24 protein-coding genes are annotated in these 21,682 nt (G+C 44.4%); 8 read left to right on the forward strand and 16 right to left on the reverse strand.

Annotated features, from left to right (window positions below):
* Positions 1 to 25: 25 nt before the first annotated feature.
* The 7 genes from GWK51_RS04310 to GWK51_RS04340 form a co-directional block, all read right to left on the reverse strand.
* Positions 26 to 592 carry a DNA-3-methyladenine glycosylase I gene (locus GWK51_RS04310; protein WP_161932824.1) on the reverse strand — a complete coding sequence of 189 codons (567 nt, stop codon included), beginning with the start codon at positions 590 to 592 and terminating at the stop codon, positions 26 to 28.
* 30 nt (positions 593 to 622) lie between these two features.
* On the reverse strand, positions 623 to 868 hold the full coding sequence (locus GWK51_RS04315) for a hypothetical protein (protein ID WP_161932825.1): 246 nt from the start codon (positions 866 to 868) through the stop codon (positions 623 to 625).
* A gap of 17 nt (positions 869 to 885) precedes the next feature.
* Positions 886 to 1,383 (reverse strand): M23 family metallopeptidase, encoded by a 498-nt coding sequence (locus GWK51_RS04320; RefSeq protein ID WP_161933062.1) that lies wholly within the window; start codon positions 1,381 to 1,383, stop codon positions 886 to 888.
* A gap of 101 nt (positions 1,384 to 1,484) precedes the next feature.
* Positions 1,485 to 2,519 (reverse strand): A/G-specific adenine glycosylase, encoded by a 1,035-nt coding sequence (gene mutY / locus GWK51_RS04325; RefSeq protein ID WP_161932826.1) that lies wholly within the window; start codon positions 2,517 to 2,519, stop codon positions 1,485 to 1,487.
* Between the two features lie 126 nt (positions 2,520 to 2,645).
* A complete protein-coding gene (locus GWK51_RS04330; RefSeq protein ID WP_161932827.1) occupies positions 2,646 to 3,011 on the reverse strand; it encodes an HIT family protein in 366 nt (121 codons plus the stop codon).
* 74 nt (positions 3,012 to 3,085) lie between these two features.
* Positions 3,086 to 3,826 (reverse strand): dienelactone hydrolase family protein, encoded by a 741-nt coding sequence (locus tag GWK51_RS04335; protein ID WP_161932828.1) that lies wholly within the window; start codon positions 3,824 to 3,826, stop codon positions 3,086 to 3,088.
* 292 nt (positions 3,827 to 4,118) lie between these two features.
* Positions 4,119 to 4,277, reverse strand: a complete 159-nt coding sequence (locus GWK51_RS04340) for a DUF1328 domain-containing protein (RefSeq protein WP_016168908.1) — start codon at positions 4,275 to 4,277, stop codon at positions 4,119 to 4,121.
* 189 nt (positions 4,278 to 4,466) lie between these two features.
* On the opposite strand from GWK51_RS04340, the gene GWK51_RS04345 reads away from it, so the two are divergent.
* The 3 genes from GWK51_RS04345 (at position 4,467) to GWK51_RS04355 (ending at position 7,270) form a co-directional block, all read left to right on the forward strand.
* Complete coding sequence (locus GWK51_RS04345) at positions 4,467 to 4,919, forward strand: YcgN family cysteine cluster protein (RefSeq protein WP_161932829.1); 453 nt, start codon at positions 4,467 to 4,469, stop codon at positions 4,917 to 4,919.
* Positions 4,920 to 4,998: 79 nt separating this feature from the next.
* Positions 4,999 to 5,913, forward strand: coding sequence for an alpha/beta hydrolase (locus GWK51_RS04350; RefSeq protein ID WP_161932830.1), 915 nt, complete (start codon positions 4,999 to 5,001; stop codon positions 5,911 to 5,913).
* A gap of 82 nt (positions 5,914 to 5,995) precedes the next feature.
* On the forward strand, positions 5,996 to 7,270 hold the full coding sequence (locus tag GWK51_RS04355; protein ID WP_161932831.1) for a replication-associated recombination protein A: 1,275 nt from the start codon (positions 5,996 to 5,998) through the stop codon (positions 7,268 to 7,270).
* 230 nt (positions 7,271 to 7,500) lie between these two features.
* Here the strand turns inward: GWK51_RS04355 and GWK51_RS04360 are convergent, their stop codons facing one another.
* From GWK51_RS04360 to GWK51_RS04380, 5 genes are all read right to left on the reverse strand, one after another.
* Positions 7,501 to 8,277, reverse strand: a complete 777-nt coding sequence (locus GWK51_RS04360; RefSeq protein WP_100241112.1) for an ABC transporter ATP-binding protein — start codon at positions 8,275 to 8,277, stop codon at positions 7,501 to 7,503.
* Between the two features lie 11 nt (positions 8,278 to 8,288).
* The gene (locus GWK51_RS04365) at positions 8,289 to 9,002 is read right to left on the reverse strand and encodes an ABC transporter permease (RefSeq protein ID WP_100241113.1); all 714 of its coding nucleotides are present in this window, start codon (positions 9,000 to 9,002) and stop codon (positions 8,289 to 8,291) included.
* Positions 8,999 to 9,688, reverse strand: a complete 690-nt coding sequence (locus tag GWK51_RS04370; RefSeq protein WP_100241114.1) for an ABC transporter permease — start codon at positions 9,686 to 9,688, stop codon at positions 8,999 to 9,001. The genes GWK51_RS04365 and GWK51_RS04370 overlap by 4 nt, the downstream gene beginning before the upstream one ends.
* Positions 9,689 to 9,780: 92 nt before the next feature.
* Positions 9,781 to 10,566, reverse strand: coding sequence for an ABC transporter substrate-binding protein (locus tag GWK51_RS04375; RefSeq protein WP_161932832.1), 786 nt, complete (start codon positions 10,564 to 10,566; stop codon positions 9,781 to 9,783).
* A gap of 347 nt (positions 10,567 to 10,913) precedes the next feature.
* Entirely contained in the window at positions 10,914 to 11,483 is a 570-nt protein-coding gene (locus GWK51_RS04380) for a LysE family translocator (protein ID WP_235941074.1), read from the reverse strand.
* A 137-nt stretch (positions 11,484 to 11,620) separates the two neighbouring features.
* Here GWK51_RS04380 and GWK51_RS04385 point away from each other — a divergent pair, with 137 nt between their 5' ends.
* Positions 11,621 to 12,079, forward strand: coding sequence for an Lrp/AsnC family transcriptional regulator (locus GWK51_RS04385; RefSeq protein ID WP_161932834.1), 459 nt, complete (start codon positions 11,621 to 11,623; stop codon positions 12,077 to 12,079).
* Between the two features lie 110 nt (positions 12,080 to 12,189).
* Here GWK51_RS04385 and purC read toward each other — a convergent pair whose 3' ends face one another.
* From purC to dapA, 3 genes are read right to left on the reverse strand one after another with little or no spacing between them, the layout of a single operon-like run.
* Entirely contained in the window at positions 12,190 to 12,909 is a 720-nt protein-coding gene (gene purC, locus GWK51_RS04390; protein WP_100241118.1) for a phosphoribosylaminoimidazolesuccinocarboxamide synthase, read from the reverse strand.
* 37 nt (positions 12,910 to 12,946) lie between these two features.
* Complete coding sequence (locus GWK51_RS04395) at positions 12,947 to 13,555, reverse strand: lipoprotein-34 precursor (NlpB) (RefSeq protein WP_161932835.1); 609 nt, start codon at positions 13,553 to 13,555, stop codon at positions 12,947 to 12,949.
* A 13-nt stretch (positions 13,556 to 13,568) separates the two neighbouring features.
* Positions 13,569 to 14,468 carry a 4-hydroxy-tetrahydrodipicolinate synthase gene (gene dapA, locus GWK51_RS04400; RefSeq protein WP_100241120.1) on the reverse strand — a complete coding sequence of 300 codons (900 nt, stop codon included), beginning with the start codon at positions 14,466 to 14,468 and terminating at the stop codon, positions 13,569 to 13,571.
* A 636-nt stretch (positions 14,469 to 15,104) separates the two neighbouring features.
* Between dapA and mhpT the strand changes: the two genes are divergently transcribed.
* From mhpT to ppk1, 4 genes are all read left to right on the forward strand, one after another.
* A complete protein-coding gene (gene mhpT / locus GWK51_RS04405; RefSeq protein ID WP_161932836.1) occupies positions 15,105 to 16,316 on the forward strand; it encodes a 3-(3-hydroxy-phenyl)propionate transporter MhpT in 1,212 nt (403 codons plus the stop codon).
* 157 nt (positions 16,317 to 16,473) lie between these two features.
* Complete coding sequence (gene pncA / locus GWK51_RS04410) at positions 16,474 to 17,103, forward strand: bifunctional nicotinamidase/pyrazinamidase (protein ID WP_161933063.1); 630 nt, start codon at positions 16,474 to 16,476, stop codon at positions 17,101 to 17,103.
* A 54-nt stretch (positions 17,104 to 17,157) separates the two neighbouring features.
* Positions 17,158 to 18,111 (forward strand): bile acid:sodium symporter family protein, encoded by a 954-nt coding sequence (locus GWK51_RS04415; RefSeq protein ID WP_161932837.1) that lies wholly within the window; start codon positions 17,158 to 17,160, stop codon positions 18,109 to 18,111.
* A gap of 167 nt (positions 18,112 to 18,278) precedes the next feature.
* On the forward strand, positions 18,279 to 20,339 hold the full coding sequence (ppk1, locus tag GWK51_RS04420) for a polyphosphate kinase 1 (protein ID WP_161932838.1): 2,061 nt from the start codon (positions 18,279 to 18,281) through the stop codon (positions 20,337 to 20,339).
* A 57-nt stretch (positions 20,340 to 20,396) separates the two neighbouring features.
* Here ppk1 and GWK51_RS04425 read toward each other — a convergent pair whose 3' ends face one another.
* A complete protein-coding gene (locus GWK51_RS04425; RefSeq protein ID WP_100241124.1) occupies positions 20,397 to 21,650 on the reverse strand; it encodes a hypothetical protein in 1,254 nt (417 codons plus the stop codon).
* Positions 21,651 to 21,682 lie beyond the last annotated feature (32 nt).

The raw sequence follows: 21,682 nt of genomic DNA on the forward strand, positions 1-21,682 counted from the left end.
GACATCCTCTGTTTTTTATCGTGTTTTATTGGGTTGCAGTGTTCTTGGCTGGGCAGCAGTCTTCGTGATCATCGACCATGCCCACGGCTTGCATAAAGGCATAACAGGTGGTGGGACCGACAAACTTAAAGCCTTTTTTCTTTAAGGCTTTGGACATCTTCTGGCTAATTTCAGTTTGTGCAGGTGCTGTTTTATAGTTGGGCACGGCATTTAAAATAGGCGTGTGGTCGACAAAGCGCCATAACCAATCAACCACATCCTGTTCTTGTTTCAGGTTCTGCCAAGCCCGCGCGTTATCGCGAATCGCATGCAGTTTGCCGATGTGTCGAATCAGTCCAGCGTCTTGTAATTTGGCTTCCAGCTCGGCATCGCTCAGTTCTGCAATGTGTTGAATGGAATGCTGAAAAAAATGCTGGCGATAACTTTCGCGTTTTTTCAGTACTGTAATCCATGACAGTCCTGCCTGTTGTCCTTCAAGACACAGCATTTCAAACAGATGTTGTTCATCATGCACAGGTTGCCCCCATTCATAATCATGGTAAGCAATGTAGAGAGGATCCTCAGTACACCAGCCACAGCGTTGTTTTGTCATTCTTCCTCTCTATTCTATGTTGTTATCAGTTTATAAGGTGAAGTCTACCCATTGATCCGCTTTATTGTCCCAGTAGGATAAAGCGGCTTGTTGTAAGTCGTTAAAAGAAATCCAGAAATCTTTGCCTGACTTGTCTGCAAAACCTGTACTGATGAGCAGGGCATCATCCGTAATTTCCATGATCCAGCCTTGATAGCTTTGTCCTGCAACCACAATTTTTTGTTGATTGCCTGATTCTGCAAATTCAACCAGACGATTCATCAACACTTCAGACATGTGTATTTCCTAAAAAATTAACGTAAATATGGAAAAGGATTGACCGCACCGCGACCTTTACCTGCTAAATAAATTCCATAATGTAAATGTGGCGCCGTATGTCGTGCATTGCCCGTGTTACCTACATAGCCGATGAGATCGCCTTTTTTCACGAAATCTCCGACGGATAGGCCACGTTTATGCTCATTCAAGTGCGCATAATAATGCCACGAACCACTCGGTCCCAACACCCAAATTACTTTACCACCCAAATTGTTATCGCGTAAGTCTGCAATTAAGCCATCGGTGGTGCTATACACTTTTGTTCCACGTGGAGCCATGATGTCGATACCTTCATGTCGACGTCCCTGACTGCGTGAAGCGCCCCAGGTATCGCTGAGTTGTTTGGCTCGAATATTTTGTACAGGAATTGGGAGCTTGGATTTGAGCGGCAGGCCTTGCAGTTCTTGTACTGTTGAGGGAGGCAGCGTTGAGCCTGTCTTCTTGGGTGTCGAGGTACAGGCACTCAGGGTCATGAACCCAATAGTCAAACTGGTAATCGCAAAATGACGAAGCACAATTTATCCTTTTCGTTATTGTGATTTTCAAGACGCTAAAATTTCAGTTTCTGACTATGTCATATCTCTAAGGCGGAGATCAATTTTTTCATGGCCGTTGGCAGCCCCATTTGTGTAGCTTTTTGTGGCGTGAACCAAGTGCCTGAAAGTTCAATGGCAATATGTTCTTGCTGTTCAGGTTCCACGTGGAAACAGATCGCCTCCAGCAGCCACGTGAAATGGGTAAAACTATGTGAGATTTGGGCACGCTGGTGGTTTGCTTTTAGACCGAGCATTTGTGTGGTTTGACTCAGTTCCGCACTGTCTTCATAGATTGGCAAGCTCCATAATCCGCCCCATAAACCGGTATTGGGACGTTGTAACCACAGCCATTGATCTTGGCACTGCAACACCATCACTTGAGCCGATTTTACAGGAACTGCTTTTTTGGGCTTTTTATACGGCAGTTCAGTTTCCAGTCCCTGTTGATGGGCTTTACACTGCTGTTGCATCGGGCAATATAAACACAAGGGTTTTTTCGGGGTACAGATGGTTGCCCCTAAGTCCATAATCGCTTGGGTATAATCATGATTGCGCTGCTCAGGACATAACTCTTCTGCCAGTTGCCACAGTGCGCGTTCATGCACGGGTTTACTCAAATCATCTTCAATGGCATAGAAACGTGCCAGAACCCGTTTTACATTGCCGTCCATAATCACGCCGTATTGGCGTAGTCCCAAAGACATCAATGCGCCAGCGGTGGAGCGACCAATGCCAGGCAGTGCCATCCATTCTTCCAATTTACGCGGGAAATGACCTTGCTGCGCCACAATGCCTGCGGCTTTATGTAAATTACGCGCGCGGGCATAGTAACCTAGACCTGCCCAGTAGGGCGCAACATCATCCCATGAGGCGCGGCCTAAATCTTCAACAGTAGGAAAGCGTTCGATAAAACGCTCGAAGTATTGCAGTACGGTTTTGACTTGTGTCTGTTGCAGCATAATCTCGGAGACCCAAACTTGGTACGGGTTATCTGCGACTTGCCAAGGCAGGTCATGTCGACCATACAGATCGAACCAGTTTAAGAGGGCTTCAGAGAAAGAAAACAGAGACATGCGAACTCAATACAATTACAAGCCGCTTAGTATAGCGGAGCCACCGCTTTTTGCAGCGCGAGCGCCATAAATTTTGCAATAAAAAATGATGCCGAAGCATCATCTTTTTATAGATTGGGAAAGGGATTAAGCTTCGCTTAACATGCCCCAACGCGCATCTAATTTAAGGGGTTGGTCTTCATAACGTGGAATAATATGGATGTGTAGGTGTTCAGACGCCTCACCAAACACAGTGCCATCATTAAAACCAACGTGGAAACCTGAAGGTTGATGACGTAACTTTAATTCGTTACGTGCCAGTTCTAGCAACGACATTAAACTTTTACGCTCTTTGTCGGTAATATCAAAGAAAGAGCTGACATGGCGTAGAGGGATAATGACGCAATGTCCTTTAGAGAGTGCATTCGGCTCAGGCAAAATGACACCAAACTCATTTTTATCGATGACATCAAATTCATCAAAATTGCAGTATGGGCAGTTGTTCTCAGTCATTATCTTGTCCTCTTAAAAAATCAATCAAATTTAAAATGGATGCAGGATTCATCCTGCATCTACTTTTGTACTTTTTATTCGCCTAAACGACGTTGTAGCAATTCATACATGGCTTCAAGTCCTTGGCGTTCTGCTTCAGCATTGTAGCCTAAGTCAACGCCATTGGTTTTGGCTTTCTCATCGGCTTCGGGGTTACTAAAACCGTGCTTGGCATCTTCAAATACAATTACCTCATGCGGAACTTGCGCGGCATACATTTCTTCACGGAAATGTGCCACATCATCTAGGCTGACCATGCTGTCGAGTTCGCCATGCAGCACCAAGATTTCAGCTTTCACCTGACCCGCTTGCGCAGGCGTTTGCGCTGAAAGGTTGGCATGGAAGGTCACCACAGCTTGGAGATCTGCACCAGAACGTGCCAAATCCAGCATGACTTTACCGCCATAACAGAAGCCAATTGCAGCCAGTTTATCTGCATTTACTTCGTTTTGTGCAGCCAATGCCGCCAGTCCTGCTGACGCACGAGTCACAATGGTGTCTGGTGCCTGAAAGGTTTGCATCATCCATTCATTGGCTTGAGCCGCAGAGGACGTCACTTTTTTATCGCCGTACATATCAATCGCTAAGGCGGCATAACCATGTTCTGCCAATTCACGGGCACGCTGTTCGGTATAGGCATTACGTCCCCACCATTCAGGTGCAACCAAGATTCCAGCAACAGGTGTTGCAGTACTTGGTGCAGCAAAATATCCAATCAGGCGAGTCCCATCGGCTGCGGTATATTCAATTTCGCGTGTCTGAATGTTGGTGGTCATCCTTTAGTCCTTAGTATTGTTGCGTATGAGAATTTACTGATTAAAGCATAAAAATAATCAATCATTTTTAAAAATTGATGTCGATGCAGCAAAGAAGTGTAAAAAAACATCATAAAATCTAAGAATATAGGTTTAATATATTAATAATTAACATGATTTTATATTCTTGAATTTAAGTAGAGAGATGATGATGACATCATGCTTTCTGAAATTTTTGCCGAAATTGCTGAAATTCAAGCCAAAAAAAGAAGGAAAAATCCTTCTTTTTTTGAGTTAACCTGATGACCGTAATCTAAGCTTTCCCTCTCGAGATAAAGCCGATAATGGCTAAAATGACGGCAACGACCAATAAGATCACTGCAAAGTCTTTGGATAGCCCTGCAACACCACCAAAGCCGAGTAAGCTTGCAATTAATGCAATCACTGCAAAAATAATCGCCCAACGGAACATAAGTCTTCTCCATGTTGTTGTTGTCTTGCCATTCAGTATAGGTTCGGGTCGGCACGGGGACTGTTGCGCTTTTGTCTAAAAAATGTTCGCATCTTAGAGTAAGCCTATGATTTAACGTAAAAGAGATTGCTGCATTGTTGCAGGAATTTATTGATATAATAGTCATGTTATTTTTGATTTTTGCCGACCATGTCTAGTGAATTACGCCCGCAGTTCTGGAAAAAATATCCGCTTGAAGCCTTGAATCCACAAGAGTGGGAGGCATTATGCGATGGCTGTGGCTTATGCTGTCTGGTGAAACTTGAAGATGAAGATACCCATGAAGTGGCGTACACCAAAGTGGCGTGTAAGCTATTAGATTGCAGTAGTGCGCGTTGTAGCAATTATCCTGAACGTTTGCAGTATGTGCCAGACTGTATTCAGCTCACCCCAGAAAAATTAGAACAAATTCATTGGTTGCCTGCCAGTTGTGCTTATCGACGCCTGAGTGAAGGCAAGAATTTACCTTCTTGGCATTATCTGAATACAGGATCACGACAAAGTGTGATTCAAGCCCGAAAGTCGGTGGCGGGACGCTGTATTTCAGAAACTGAAGTCAATGAAGATGAGATTGATGAATATATTGTGCGCTGGGTACGCTAATTCTTCTCTTGGATTTAATTGATAATAATTCTTAATCTCAGTAATATGAGCGGTGCTTGATCACTGCTGAGAGATTGAGATGTCAATTGTTCGTTTTAAGGCTGCGCTATGGGCAGGCTGGATGTGCCTGAGTCTTTTTGTGCTGACCACTCAGCTACAGGCGAAGCCGAACCTTAATGCCTTAGGCCCCAATATTGCAGATACGGGTTCAGCCTATTATCAGTTTCAAATCCATTATTTTAGCTCCGCAGATCAGCAACGTCGCTACAAGGTCTGGTTAGGACTACCGCGAAGCGTACAGCCCCAAGCCAAGCCAGCACCCGCATTATTTATGCTGGATGGTAATTCGGCCATGTCTTATTTAAGCGAAGAGCTGCTACAAAAACTCAGTACGCAACAGGCACCCGTCTTGGTGGCAATTGGCTATGACACGGCATTACCCTTTGATACCGCTGCCCGTGCTGTGGACTATACCCCTGCGGATGAAACAGGACGTATTGCGGCAGACCCACGTCAGCCCGAACGTTTAAGCGGGGGCAGCGCCCAGTTTCGCGAAGTACTGTTACAACAGATCCAGCCGTGGGTGGCTTCTCAAGTACAATTAGATCCTCAGCGACAAGCCTTGTGGGGACATTCTTATGGCGGTTTATTTGTGCTGGATAGTCTGCTGCATCCGCAATATTTCAGTCATTATTTTGCGGCAAGTCCATCTTTGTCATGGGCAGATGCACGGATCATGAAAAATCTACACAGTAAAGTGGCAGCCACAGCGCAAACGCCAAGCTTATGGGTCATGGAAGGAGATTTGGCTGCCCAACATCAGGGACGTGCCAGCCCGAATTTTAATCCGAATACCTTGCAGGATAATCGCCAAGTGATTGCCAGCTTTGAACAGCGTGGGGTGCACAGTAAATTGCTGCTGTATCCAAATCGGAGTCATGGACAAATGTTCTCGGCATCTTTACTGGATGTTTTGAACTACCATTTATTCTAGTCGGATCTTCCGCATTCAGGTGTTCAGTCGGATGAGCATTCCAGTGTAGACTAGAGCCACATTTATTGGCTGAAATAACCGTATGTCAGACACCCAGATTCCGCTTCCAGAACGTCTTCGTCCTCGTGATTTGTCTGAAATTATTGGGCAAGAGCATTTGTTGGGCGAGCAGGCACCGTTACGTCAGATGATTGATCAGGGGCATTTGCCTTCGATTATTTTCTGGGGACCGCCAGGGGTGGGGAAAACCACCATTGCTTTGTTGTTGGCGCAGGCGGTAGACCGCCCTTTTGTCAGTCTATCGGCATTGAATACGGGTGTTAAAGAACTTCGGGAAATTATTGCGGAAAGTGGTGATTTACTCACCCCAGTGGTGTTTATTGATGAGATTCATCGCTTTAACAAGTCACAGCAAGATGCACTGTTAAATGCGGTCGAGAAAGGTAAAATTACTTTGATTGGTGCGACCACCGAAAACCCATCCTTTGAAGTAAACAGTGCCTTATTGTCACGCTGTCAGGTCTATACCTTGAATGCACTCAGCAATGAGGCAATTCAGGAATTGATACTGCGTGCGGTACAACAGGACACTTTCTTAAAACAACGTTACATCCAGATTGAAGAGTTTGATGCCTTAATTCAGTTTGCTGCAGGTGATGCACGGAAGGCACTGAACTTATTGGATCTGATTGCCAGTACCTTTGAAGCCGATGTCGAGAACACCATCACCAATGCCATTGTGGTGCGTGTTGCCCAGCAAAATATTGCCCGTTACGACAAATCGGGCGAGCAGCATTATGATTTGGTTTCGGCTTTTATCAAGTCTATTCGTGGTAGTGACCCCGATGCCGCTTTGTATTGGATGGCGCGGATGCTGAAGGGTGGTGAAGACCCTGTGTTTATTGCGCGTCGCATGCTCATTTCTGCATCGGAAGATATTGGCAATTCAAACCCGAATGCTTTGTTGCTGGCAGGGGAGTGTTTCCGTTCAGTTCAAGCGGTTGGCATGCCTGAAGCGCGAATTATTTTAGGGCAATGTGCGGTTTATCTGGCGACCAGTGCCAAAAGTAACAGTACCTATTTGGCCATCAATAAGGCTTTGGAGTTGGCAGAAAGAACGGCTAATTTGCCTGTGCCGCTACATTTACGCAATGCCCCGACCAAACTGATGAAGCAGCAGGGCTATGGAGTGGACTATCTCTATCCACATAACTATCCCGAACATTTTGTGTTGCAGGATTATTTGCCGCCTGAATTAAAAGGCACCAAGCTGTACGAGTCTGCGCGTAATAAACGTGAAGTGGAAGGTGAGCGTTTACAGCAACGTCGCTGGATGCAAGAACAACAGCAACAGTAATTGAAGCCAGAACTACAGACATAAAAAAGCCCGACATCCTGTCGGGCTTTTTCGTATGCACTGTTTAGGTATAACTCCTGTCGTACCTCACATCCTGGTGTTGCCACTTATCATTATTGTTTTATGTGTTGGAACTTCCTGTTCTCTATGTCCCCATCATATGCAAAACAGCGTGTGTGACATAGAGGAGATTTTCCTGAATTGTTGTACGCTGTGGCGTACAACAACATTTATTTAAAGTTGCCTTCTAAAAATTGTTTTAAGCGTTCACTTTTCGGATTGACCAGCACTTCTTTCGGGTCACCTTGTTCTTCAATTTTGCCTTGATGCAAGAAAATCACATGATTAGAGACATGGCGGGCAAAGCCCATTTCATGCGTGACCACAATCATGGTGCGACCTTCTTCAGCCAAACTTTGCATGACTTTCAGTACTTCACCGACCAACTCAGGGTCTAGGGCACTGGTAGGCTCATCGAACAACATCACTTCAGGTTCCATGGCCAATGCACGTGCAATCGCAACGCGTTGCTGCTGTCCGCCAGATAAGAACGATGGGTATTTGCCTTCTACACTTTCAGCCAATCCGACTTTTCTTAAATATTTGCGTGCACGCTCTTCTGCTTCGGCACGTTTTAAGCCCAAAACATGCATTGGACCTTCTATGATGTTTTCCAGTACGGTCATATGTGACCATAAGTTGAAATGCTGGAACACCATCATGAGTTGGGTACGCATTTTTTGTAGCTGTCGTGGACTGGTGGCTTTAAGGTTGCCAGACTTGTCGATCACCGTGTCTAGTTTCTCGCCATTCAGCTGAATCGAGCCTTGGCTCGGCTGTTCCAAGAAGTTGATACAGCGTAAGAAAGTACTTTTACCTGAACCCGAAGATCCAATAATACTGATCACATCGCCTGCATTGGCATCCAGTGACACCCCTTTAAGCACTTCATTGTCACCAAAGGTTTTATGTAAATCACGAATCACCAGTTTTGCTGAGTTTTCCATCTATGTTTCTCCTAATGATTCGATGGTTTTAAAAATGCCAACCAACGTTGTTCCAGTTTGCGGAATATCCAAATCAAGATAAATGCCAAACATGCGTACAAGATTGCCGCGATCCCGAAGGCATCAAATGTGGCATAGGTAGCCGCATTCACATCGCGTGCAATTTTTAAAATGTCAGGCACGGTTGCGGTAAAGGCAATCGTGGTCGCATGCAGCATTAAAATGACTTCATTGCCATAGAACGGCAATGCGCGGCGTAACATGGATGGAATGATAATACGGGTATAACGCTTCCACGGAGACATGCCAAAAGCACGAGCAGCTTCAATTTCGCCATAAGGAATAGAGCGAATGGCGCCTGCAAAAATTTCCGTGGTGTAGGCTGCGGTATTCAGGGCAAAAGCCAAAATAGTACAGTTCAAGCCTTCGCGGAAGAACTCATCTAGGCGTTCATGCGCATGAATATATTCGAGACTATAAATACCGGTGTAAATAATCAGGAGTTGCACATACAGTGGCGTACCACGAAACACATAGGTATATAGCCACACAGGCAGGCGTAAAAAAGGATTTTCCGATACGCGGGCAATGGATAATGGCACTGCCAGTACAAAGCCAATGGCAATAGAAAGTACCAACAGCCATGCCGTCATGGCCACGCCTGTCATTTGAAAACCATCGGTCCAAAGGTACGACTGCCAATATTGTTGAAGAATTTCAATCATAGTTGTCCCTTTTTCACGCCAACAGAATAACGACGTTCCAACCACATCAGGATCAGATTCGACACCGTGGTAATAGCAAGATAAATGACCGCAGCAATCACACTGAAATAAAAGACGTCCATGGTGCTACGACCTGCATCTTGGGTAATTTTCACAATGTCGGTTAAGCCAATCAGCGAGACCAAAGCCGTGGCTTTAATCAGCACTTGCCAGTTGTTGCCAATCCCCGGCAAGGCAAAACGCATCATTTGTGGAAAGAGGACACGTCGAAACACTTGCAATGGGGTCATGCCATAAGCGAAAGCGGCTTCCATTTGACCTTTGGGTACAGCTTGAAATGCACCACGAAATGTTTCGGTAAAATATGCACCATAAATAAAGCCCAAGGTAATTACACCTGCAACAAATGGATTGATGTCAATCTGATCCATGTTCAGAGATTCTGTAATTGAATTGAGACCCAGTTGTAGGCTGTAAAACATTAGGAGCATGATCACCAGATCAGGCACACTACGAATGAGGGTGGTATACGCAGTCGCAATATTGCGGACAATTTTAAGACTAGAGAGTTTAGAACTCGCACCGATCAATCCAATCACGATGGAAAGTAACAGTGATAACAATGCAAGCTGTATGGTCATCCAAGTGCCCTCAAGCAACACGGGACCATAACCAGACAAAAACATACTCATCTACTCCGAACAAAAACTATAAATACAATATTGATGAAATTCAGTTGCATATAAAAAATGTCGGTTTAAAACCGACATTTTTGTCATCAATAAATACTGAAGGAGAAGTATTTTTTCTCGAGTTTTTTGTATGTTCCATCGGCAATAATTGCCGCTAAAGCTTTATCAATGTCTTTTTTCAGATCAACATCTTCTTTACGTAAGCCAATCGCAGCACCTACGCCAAGGGTTTTAGCATCGACCACGTTACCACCCGCAAAGGCAAAGGCTTTGCCTTTTGGTGATTTAAGGAAGCCGCCATCGACCATAATTGCATCTTGTAATGTTGCATCTAGACGCCCAGACACCATGTCTTGGTAAAGTACGTCTTGGTTCGGATAAGGAACCACATTCACGCCTTTAGGCGCCCAATAGGCTTTCGCATAGCCTTCTTGGATGGTGCCTTGTTGTACACCCACACGTTTGCCTTTGAGTGAAGCAACGGTTGGTTGTAATGGAGAACCTTTCTTCGCAACCATACGGGTTGGCGTGTTGTAGATTTTATTACTGAACGCAATTTGTTTCGAGCGATCCGCAGTAACGGTCATCGAAGACAAGATACCATCAAATTTTTTCGCTTTGAGGGCAGGAATCATGCCGTCAAATGAGTTTTCTACCCAGACACATTTGGCTTTTAATTTGGCACAAATGGCATTACCTAAGTCGATGTCAAAACCTACCAACTTGTTATCAGGGGTCTTATATTCAAAAGGTGCATAAGCAGATTCGGTACCGAAACGAATGACTTTCCATTCTTTGGCTTGAACAGTACTGCCAAGCGCTGTCAGCATTAATGTAGTTGAAAGTAAAACTTTCTTTTGCCAGCTTTTCATCGTAAATATAGCATCCGTAAAAAATCAAATTTCAAAAAAATAAGACGAAGACAAAACTTACTCCACCTTTTGCTTTGAAATAAAAGCAACATATATACCAAAACTTCCATTTATTGGTGGTTTATTCAGCTTTCCACCTTTATATTGGTGGAAATTTGGGCATTTTTACGGCTTAGGTTCATTTTGTTTTGCAACATCCTATTTGCAATCCTTCATCATATTTAAAAGCCAATACAGCACATAGTGGGAAAAATCTTGAAGCTGTGTACGCTATGGCGTACACAGTTGCTGCTTTTTTTTACAGTTTTACTTAATAATCTGATTCAAATGTACATCCAATCAGCAATTTAAGCCTGCAGTTTGATGAATTCTAAGCAAGCAGGTAAGACTGCGAGCAGTAGAGTCAGTGCCATGCTGAGATTGAAAATGCAGGCAAATTTGGGCTGCATGAGCAGACGACGTAAAAACTTGCCTGCAACCGCCCAGATGCCGACACATGGAATCGAGATCAAGAGTAAAATTAAGGCAGCATACACAATGGCACTGAATTGAGGGTTGACCGCAAAGTAGGTGGCAATGGTGCTTATCGACATGACCCATGCTTTGGGGTTGACCCACTGAAAAATTGTACCTTGCACAAAGCCCATGGCGGGTTTTTCTTCAAGCGTGATCTGTAGCGGACCGCTCATCGCAATTTTCCATGCCAGCCAGAGAAGATAGGCAGTTCCGATCAGACTGAAGAGCAATTGCAGTGCAGGAAACCATTGAAAGACTTGGTTGAGTCCCATGCCTATAGCGATTAGTTGTAAGGCAACACCGCAGGCAATGCCTAAAATTAAAGGCAGGGTTTTCTTGAGTCCAAAACGCGCACCTGAAAGCATGACCAAGACATTATTGGGACCTGGTGTGCTGGTCATGACCAAACAAAAAAGCAAATAAGAGATAAAAAGGCTGCTATTCATGCTGCTATACACGGAAAATAAACAGAATTTTATTGTTGATCAGACACAATTTGATTGTATATTGAGCTTAAAATTTAAATAAATTGCAATAAATGATTGAATTGGATCGCTTAGACCGAAGAATATTGTGTGAGCTTGAAAGCGATGCACACTTAACCAATGCCAAACTTGCGGAGCGCGTCGGTTTGTCTGCATCTGCATGTTTACGACGAGTGCAAGAATTAGAAAAAAGGGGCGTGATCAAGGGTTATAAAGCCATTATTGATCGTTCTCTGTTAGGTATTGGCTTGATTGTCTATGTGACCATCGGCTTGTCGAGTCATTCCAAGGCCTCTTTAACGCATTTCGAAGAGGTGATAGAGGCTGCACCTGAAGTCACTGAATGCCATACCATTACTGGGGCGGTGGAATATTTGCTCAGAGTTGAAGTGTCAGATATTAAATCTTATAAGAAATTCCATACCGATGTTTTAGGGACCATTCCAGCGATTTCTTCCATCACCAGTTTATTGGTGATGGACACCACCAAAGATTTACGTGTCCAAGTATAAAAAAGATGGTTCGGATTTAATTCAGATGATCTAGATTGAAAGCATTTTATGCAGTGCATAAAAAACCGAGCCATCAGACTCGGTTTTTTATTTTGAAGCTTCAGACAGGATTAGATGTCTGAAAGGTCGATGCCAATACGTGCAGCAACTTCTTCATAAGCTTCAACCACACCACCTAAACCTTGGCGGAAACGGTCTTTGTCTAATTTTTTCTTGGTGTCTTTGTCCCATAGACGGCAACCGTCTGGAGAGAATTCGTCACCTAACACGATGCGGTCATGGAATACACCAAACTCAAGTTTGAAGTCGACCAAAATCATGTTGCCTTTGTCGAAAAGTGCTTTAAGAACGTTGTTCACTTGGTAAGTGAGTTCTTTCATTTTTTCCAGTTGCGGAGCAGTTGCCCAACCTAAAGCAATCGCTTGAGATTCGTTCACCATTGGATCGCCAAGCGCGTCATCTTTGAAGAACAATTCAAATGTTGGCGGAGTCAATTCTTTGCCTTCTTCAACACCTAGGCGACGGCACAATGAACCCGCTGCATAGTTACGAATCACACATTCCACAGGAATCATGTCTAATTTCTTCACCAACACTTCAGTTGGAGAAAGTAGTTTTTCAAAATGAGTTTCAATGCCTGCAGCAGCCAGTTGCTCCATGATAAAGGCGTTAAAACGGTTGTTCACCTTGCCTTTACGATCTAGTTGTTCGATTTTTTCGCCATTGAACGCAGAGGCATCATCACGAAATACTAAAATCAGGTGGTCTTGACTATCTGTTTCATACACAGATTTCGCTTTACCAGTATAGAGCAAGGTTTGTTTTAACATGGGGGAACCTTTTGCAAAAAAAAATGCCTAGTAAGATCTAGGCCGGCCAGTTTTGGTAAATCTGGGTTAACAGTTCTGCAGCTTTTTCTTTATCTGCAAAGCTGTTGTCGGCATTAAACACTGCCAAGTTATGACTTGAACCTACTGATGTTAGTCGCAGTACATAGATCTGCTGATCGATTTTAAGCGTTACTTCGTAACGGTTTTTACTTTGACCCACAATGTTTTGGTTCAGGCTGCTGAGCGTGGCAAGTGTATACTGCCAAATTGTATCAGAATTTCCGTCAATTTTGAGCAATGGATTTTGATTTCCATCAGTCAGAAGTTGCGGACGACCGAGCACAGCATTTTGCTCTGAAGCAGCAGTTGCTGAGCTGTTTGGCGCAGCAACGTCTGGACGAGGCAGAGCAAAACGGTTGCCCTTGCTATTTTCAAGCTTTGGCGCATGTTGAATCGCAAGGGGGTCAACCGTTGGTGCTGGATACAGTGGCGTTGCTGGACGAACCATTGACCCTTCAGGATATTGTAGAGGTTCGAGGGTTGCTGTTTCTTTATAGTTCAAAGATTTGTTGCTAACTGCAAGTGAACTACAACCCGCTAAACTGAATACTGAAAGTGCAAGGGTTAAACCTAAACGTAACTGCATAATATAGTGCTCTTTATTTGATTATACCTGCCGCAACCAACGCTTCACGAAGCGGTGCGCGGTATTGTTCTGCAAGAGGTGTTAATGGTAAGCGAATGCCAGTACCAATTAAGCCCATTTCGTGTAGCGCCCATTTCACAGGAATTGGGTTCGATTCACAAAATAGAATATTGTGTAAATTTGCAACTTGCGCATTCAGTTCTTCTGCACGCGCAGCATCACCTGCAATTGCAACAGCACACACTTCGCTCATTTGTTTCGGTGCAACGTTTGCTGTAACCGAAATGTTGCCTTTGGCACCATGTTCAATTAACTGGTATGCGGTTGCATCGTCACCTGAATACACCACCATGTCTTTGCCAGCTAAGCCTTCAATCAAGGCTTGACCGCGCGGAACATCACCTGTGGCATCTTTAATCCCGACAATTTGCGGGATATCTGCAAGGCGGATGACCGTTTCATTCGCCAAGTCGACGCCAGTACGACCAGGTACGTTATACAGAATTTGAGGTAAATCAACAGCTTCAGCAATTGCTTTATAATGCTGATATAAGCCTTCTTGGGTCGGTTTATTGTAGTATGGGGTGACCAATAGCGCTGCGTCAGCACCCAGTTGTTTTGCTTCTTTTGTTAGTTCAATCGCTTCGCGTGTTGAGTTTGCACCAGTGCCAGCAATAATCGGAATACGTTTGTTCGCTACACGAATGACTTCTTTAATCACTTGTGTATGTTCAGCCATGCTTAATGTAGAAGCTTCACCAGTTGTTCCAACTGCAACAATACTGTTTGTTCCCTGTTCTATGTGCCACTCAACGAGCTTCTCAAGACCCTTCCAATCTACGCTGCCATCTTCAAACATTGGGGTGACGATTGCGACTATTGAGCCTTGAATGATCTGTGCTTGCTGAGTCATTTTGAAAAAATATCCTATTTGTCCATCCAGTGAAGTGAAAAACGTGAGGTGGATGGGTGCGTATTTTGATTTATAGCAATTTCAATTAGATTATGGCGAATTGAATAATGCTTACGCAAATTATGACTGAACAAGCGATGAAGAACAATATGCTTTAGTCAAAGCGACTCAAAACTTTAAAAAAAGCAAAAATAAAGTGCAGTAAAATTACAAAACACAGGTTTCAGATGCCAGCTGAAAATATATTTTTCAAAACTTTATCGTAGAAAAACAAACAAGATTAAGAGCTTATAGGACTTAATCAAGAGCTTATAGCTCTATTTGGTCTGCTTAAATTTAAGCAGAATGATCACTAAAAACAACGCGAATCATAAATTTTAACGATAACTCCATATTCAGAAATTCAGTGCAATGCTGTGCTAAGTACTTCATGTTGTGTTGAATTGTTGACTAATTTAGTCGAATTTCATTTGCATTAATTGATTTTAAGACTAGAGCGGCTGAACGCATAAAATGTGATTTATCTCTTAATTGATAAAAAAAGTCTAAAAATCTTCCACTTAAGACGAGTTAATTAAAATGTGCGCTTCACAGATGATTGTTGTTCATTGGAGGGGTTAGAACAAGGATTTTGAGATGAATGCATCATCAGACAAGCAGCACTCGGTCATTACGGTTGCCATTTGCTTTTTAATTGCTGTCATTGAAGGGTTGGATATTCAGGCTGCGGGGATTGCCGCAGCAGGGATTCGTGAACATTTTGCCTTAGACAGTTCCCAGTTGGGCGTATTTTTTAGTGCAGGTATTTTAGGTCTATTGCCCGGGGCATTGGTTGGCGGACGCTTTGCCGACCGTATAGGACGTAAAACCGTGTTGGTTTGGTCGGTTGCGGTGTTTGCGGTCTTTACCTTATGTACGGTCTGGGTCAACAGTTTTTATAGTTTATTGCTGGTCCGTTTTTTGGCGGGTGCAGGCTTGGGTGCAGCCATGCCGTTATTGATTACTTTGGCTTCCGAAGCGGTCAGTCCTGAAAAGCGTGGGCGTGCGGTCGGCTTGATGTATTGTGGTATGCCGGTGGGCGCTGCCATTTTGTCTTATATCGCCAGTCTGGATTTTGGTTCGAATTGGAAAAACATTTTCTATTTGGGCGGGTTGCTTCCGATCATCGTGCTTCCGATCATGATCAAGTTCTTGCCTGAGTCACGTGAATTCTTAAAAGCACAAACCCGTGCTGAAGATGACACTGCGGCACCATCCACTTTTCAGGATTTATTTAATCGACACAATCTGATGCGTACAGGCTTAATCTGGGTGAGCTATTTCTTCACCTTGATGGTGGTGTACATCATGCTGAGTTGGTTACCATCTTTGTTCATGGAACTTGGCTTTTCCCGCAAAGAAGGCAGTACGGCACAGTTCTACTTCATGTTAAGTGCGACAGTGGGTACGGTTATTTTAGGCATGCTGACAGACCGCTGGAAAAAAGCCTATGTCATCTTGTTAATGTATGGCGGCATTTTAGCTGGTCTATTTGCACTAAATGCAGCCGCTTCGCTGACGCAAATGTATTTGGCATCGGCATTGGTTGGTGCATTCGTGATTGGTTGTCAGGGCGTACTCTATGCTTTCGGCAGTATTGTTTATCCAACAGAATTACGCGGTACAGGTGTGGGCATGGCTTCGGCAGTGGGACGTATTGGCGCGATGTTAGGTCCGACCATTGCAGGACAATTGCTCGCCGCAGGCTTTGGTGCAACAGGCGTAGTGTCCGCAGCCATTCCATGTATTGTGATTTCAGCGTTGTTGATGTTGATTTTGGTACAACGCCTACAAAAAACCACTGCTTAATTAAGAACATGCTGTATAGATAGCCCGTTATGACGGGCTATTTGCTTTTGTAGCGAAGCGATGGATGGAGACGGCTTCGTTCACTACAAGGCTGTGGTTTTGTTATATGCTAGCCCACAATCAAAAACAAACAGCGAGCCACACCGACATGCAACACATGCAAAACAAGAAAGCCCTGATTGTGGTGGATGTACAAAATGGATTTACCCCTGGGGGGAATCTGGCCGTTGCCCATGCAGACCAAATTATTCCGAAAATTAATCAACTGGGTGCCTATTTTGAGCAAATTATTTTGACCCAAGACTGGCATCCTGCCCAGCATATTTCTTTTGCAGAGAACCATGTTGGAAAACAGCCATTTGAGCAGATTGAATTGCCTTATGGACCACAAGTGTTGTGGCCTGCACATTGTGTGCAAGGCAGTCATGATGCCGATTTTCATCCCGATCTGGCTTTACCTCAAGCCCAGTTGATTATTCGTAAAGGTACCCATGCTGAAATTGATAGTTATTCGGCATTTATGGAAGCCGATCGTCAAACCACCACAGGTTTGGCTGGCTATTTAAACGCACGGGGAATTGACACCGTGTATATCGTGGGCATTGCGACCGATTTTTGCGTGGCATGGACTGCCATTGATGCCAGCCAGTTAGGTTTTAACACCTATGTCATTGCAGATGCCACCAAAGCAATTGATTTGAATGGCTCGCTACAGCACGCATGGCAAGATATGCTGGCTGCGGGAGTGAAACGGATTTATCTGAAAGATATTCTGGCGGCAGCATAAGCCTGTACTGTGATTGATCTGACTTTTCCCTTTGTCTAGCTGTTGAGTTTACGCATGTCTGCATTTTTGCAATTGAGCCGTTTTATTCAGAAAACTTTTGCCTTGTGGGTGCTGCTGTTTGCGGGAATTGCGCTGATTCTGCCCGAAGCCTTTGTTTGGCTTAAAGCTTACATTCCGTGGATGCTGGGCATCATTATGCTGGGCATGGGCATGACCATGCAGCTCGACGATTTTAAAGCGGTCTTGCAAACCCCAAAAGCTGTGTGCGTGGGTGTGGTGGCGCAGTTTGTGGTGATGCCACTGTTGGCGTATCTGTTGTGTCTCGTGTTTCAGTTGCCTGCGGAACTGGCAGTCGGAGTAATTTTGGTCGGTTGTTGCCCAGGGGGAACGGCATCCAATGTGATTACCTATATGGCAAAGGGCAATACCGCTCTGTCTGTGGCTTGCACTGCGGTATCGACTTTATTGGCACCTGTGCTGACGCCCTTTATTTTTTATCTGCTGGCGAGCCAATGGATCGACATTAATGCATGGTCGATGCTGAGCTCCATTCTACAAGTGGTGTTATTGCCGATTATTCTGGGATTGGTGCTACGCAGTCTATTCAAACAACAGGTGCAGCAGTATCTACAGGTGATGCCGCTGATTTCGGTGCTTGCAATTGTGTTGATTGTGGCGGCAATTATTGGCGGCAGTAAGGCGCAGATCTTACATTCTGGCTTGCTCATCTTTGCGGTAGTTGCATTGCATAATGGTTTGGGATATGTGTTGGGTTTCTGGAGCAGTCGCTTTTTGCATTTAGCTTATGCCGACAGTAAGGCAGTAGCGATTGAAGTCGGCATGCAAAACTCAGGTCTTGGGGTAGCATTGGCAGCCGTTCATTTTGCGACAGCGCCGTTGACCGCATTACCGAGTGCTATTTTTAGTTTGTGGCATAATATTTCAGGTCCTTTATTGGCGACCTATTGGGCGAGAAAAAACACCCCTGATAAGATCGAAACTCAGTAGCATTACATCGAAATTCTCAAAATTTGATAAAATTTTAACATTAAGTATAAAAAATAGGCAGTAGATTGGGTTTTTGGAGAGTGTAACAAAACCGTCATAAACCCCATCTAAGATGCCAAGCACAGAGGGTAAAGTGTTGATAAAAAAATCAACCATAATGAGAGAAAATGGAAAATTTTCAACATTCATCAGAAACTTATTTTAATCGTGAATTGGCATTACTAGAGTTTAATCGACGCGTTTTGGCGCAAGCGCGCAATACCGATTTACCGCTTTTAGAGCGGCTCAACTTTCTCATTATTTTCTCCCGCAATTTGGACGAGTTTTTTGAAATTCGTGTTGCGGGTTTAATGAAGCAACAGGATTTAAATGCGCTGACGCGTATGCCTGATGCCATTCCGACCGATGTGGTACTGGCTGAGCTGTCACAACGGGTACATCAGGCGGTACAGGAACAGTACGATATTTTGAATCATGCCATCCTGCCACAGTTACAGGGGCTGGGTATTCATTTTATTCAGTACCAAGACATTTTGGAAAAGCATAAAGCGTGGATCGCTGCTTATTTTGCCAAACAAGTTCAGCCAGTCTTGACCCCGATTAGTCTCGATCCATCACATCCCTTTCCGCGCTTGGTCAATAAAAGCCTGAACTTCATTGTCAGTTTGGAAGGTAAAGATGCCTTTGGGCGCGAGATAGAACTGGCAATTGTGCCTGCACCACGGTCATTACCGCGTTTAATCAGTTTGCCTGAAAGCGTGGAAGGGCAAGAAGAACAAATCTTTCTGACCGCGATTATTCAGCAACATATCAGTGACTTGTTCCCCGGGATGAAAGCTACAGGCTGCTATGCCTTTCGTGTAACCCGTAATGCTGATTTAATTTTATCGGAAGATGTCGATGATTTGGCGGTAGCGTTAAAAGATGAATTGTCTTCACGCCGCTTTGGGCGTGCGGTACGTTTGGAAATTGAAGATGATTGCCCGCGTAGTATTGTGGATTATTTATTGAATGAATTTGATCTCGATCAACAACATTTGTATTCGATTTCGGGTCCGATCAATTTATCGCGCCTGACCACGAATTTTAAGCGTCCAGACTTAAAATATCCGGTCTTTAATCCCGTTATTCCAAAGCCTTTTCGTAAGCAACAGTCCATCTTTGATATTTTGAAAAAAGAAGATGTGTTGTTGCATCATCCTTTTGACTCTTTCCAGCCTGTGATTAGCCTGCTACGTGAAGCTGCGAAAGATCCGAATGTATTGGCGATTAAACAGACCTTGTATCGTAGCGGACCTGATTCCGAGATTGTGCAGGTACTGGCAGAAGCGGCACGCAATGGCAAAGAAGTCACCGCGGTGATTGAACTCCGTGCACGTTTTGATGAAGAGTCCAACATTACCGTGGCCAATGTATTGCAAGAAGCAGGCGCCGTGGTGGTGTATGGCATTGTGGGCTATAAAACCCATGCCAAAATGATTTTGATCGTGCGCCGAGAAGAGCAGCAGTTGGTGCGTTATGTGCATTTAGGCACAGGCAATTATCATGCGGGCAATGCCAAACTCTATACCGATTATAGTTTGATGACCACCCAGCCCGATATCTGTGAAGATGTGCATCGCATGTTCCAAGAACTGACGGGCATGGGCAAAATGGCAAAATTAAAAACCTTGCTGCATGCACCGTTTACCTTACATGCTGAATTACTCAAGCTGATTGAGCAGGAAATAGAATATGCGCAAGCGAGCAAAACTGCGCGGATTATCATTAAGGTCAATGCCCTGACCGAACCGCAGTTGATTGCTGCTCTGTATCGGGCGTCGCAGGCTGGGGTGAAAATTGACCTGATTATCCGCTCCATTTGTTGCTTAGTGCCGCAACTAGCAGGGCTATCCGATAATATTCGGGTGCGTTCAATTGTCGGGCGCTTTCTGGAACATACCCGTGTCTATTATTTTGAACAGGGCGGGGAAAAGAAACTGTATTGTGCTAGTGCCGACTGGATGGGACGTAATTTGTTTTCACGGGTTGAAACCTGTTTCCCAATTTTGGATCCGAAGATTAAGAAGCGGATTCTGCAAGATGGTTTACAGAATTACCTTTCGGATCATCACGGGACTTGGGAACTCCAAGCCTCTGGCGAGTGGTTGAAAGCCCAAGTAGCTGAAGGGCAGGTGCCACATTCGGCACAGGAATTCTTGATGAACAAGAGTCTACAGAAAATCTAGGTGTATCTCGCTTTTCAAAAGACATAAAAAAAGCCTGACTGTGGTCAGGCTTTTTGCTTAAGAGGCTTTGGACTGTTTGCCTTTTAAAATTTCGGTTCGAATGCTTTGCGCCAGTTCAGCAATGCTGCTGTCCATACCATTTACCATAAAGGCGTGACGGGTCAAGACATTGGTCGGATTTGGCAAAGACACCAAGTCGTAATGGTCGCTGATTTGTTTTAACAATTCGTTGCTTAAATGCACTGCACTTTCTTTGGCAGAGAGTTGGTGCACCAAACGTTCGGCTGCTTGTACCGCAGTTAACTGCATCGCTTCAACTGAAGAAGAGATACCACTCCGCGTCTGCAACACAAAGCGCTTTTCTTCACGGTAGCGTTTATACAGCACATCAGAAAGCAACTGGAATACTGTGCCAATCATGGCCAGACACGGTACGGCATCCGGCATATCTGCCGATAGGGTAATGGTGGCACCCTGCGCATTAAATTGTTGAACGGTAGTTATGTCCGAACGGTTTAATTTGTAATGCTGAACGGCAAGCTCAATGCTCTTGTTCAAGAAAATCTGGCACAAATTAAAATAAGGTACTGACACGGTCTGATTCACAGACTCGAGCAATTGCTTTGGATCATAATATTGAATGTTCAAAGCCACAGAACAATCATCCACAATCACAGGCTTAATTTCTTTGGCTTTGTTTTTGTTCTGGAACTGCTGTTGTGCCTGCGCAATGGTTAAAGCGGCATTATGCTTCTCTTGTTCCAAGGCTTGGGTTAAGGCTTGAATTTCGTGTTTTAAACGTGATTCGTTGTTAATGCGTGCCAAATATTCAGAACGGCTTGGACGCGCAATCGCACGATACGCCAACCACAACAGCCCATGAATAAAGAACGAGAATAAAATCGCCAGCCATTGGGTACGCAAGATTTCGCCAATACTTGGTTTAATCAGGGTAATTTCAATGGTGCCGACTTTTTTCTCGTTTTGTAAGGCATCACGCACAAAAACTTCGCCATCACGGGTTTTGGATAAACCACCTGTCGCCAAGACCTGATTGCTGCCGTCCAAAATTCGAATAGAGGCGACACTTGGATTGGTGGCGTAACGATTCACCAATAACGCCAGTGATACGGTATTGGCAGGTTCAAGTTCCGATAAACTGTCTGTGACCAATTGGCTGGTCATCAACTGTCCCTGATTCGCACGGTTTTCATTCAGTTGGTGAGTGGTTGCAATCACCAATAAAAAGGTATGAAGTGCAAAACTTATTATCAGTAGGCTAGCAAATAGCCCTTGTCTAGGCGCATTCAACGTAAACTTCCAAGGCAATTCTATTCAAATTC

The sequence above is a fragment of the Acinetobacter kanungonis genome, from assembly GCF_009939195.1.
In the GTDB taxonomy this organism is placed as follows: domain Bacteria; phylum Pseudomonadota; class Gammaproteobacteria; order Pseudomonadales; family Moraxellaceae; genus Acinetobacter; species Acinetobacter kanungonis.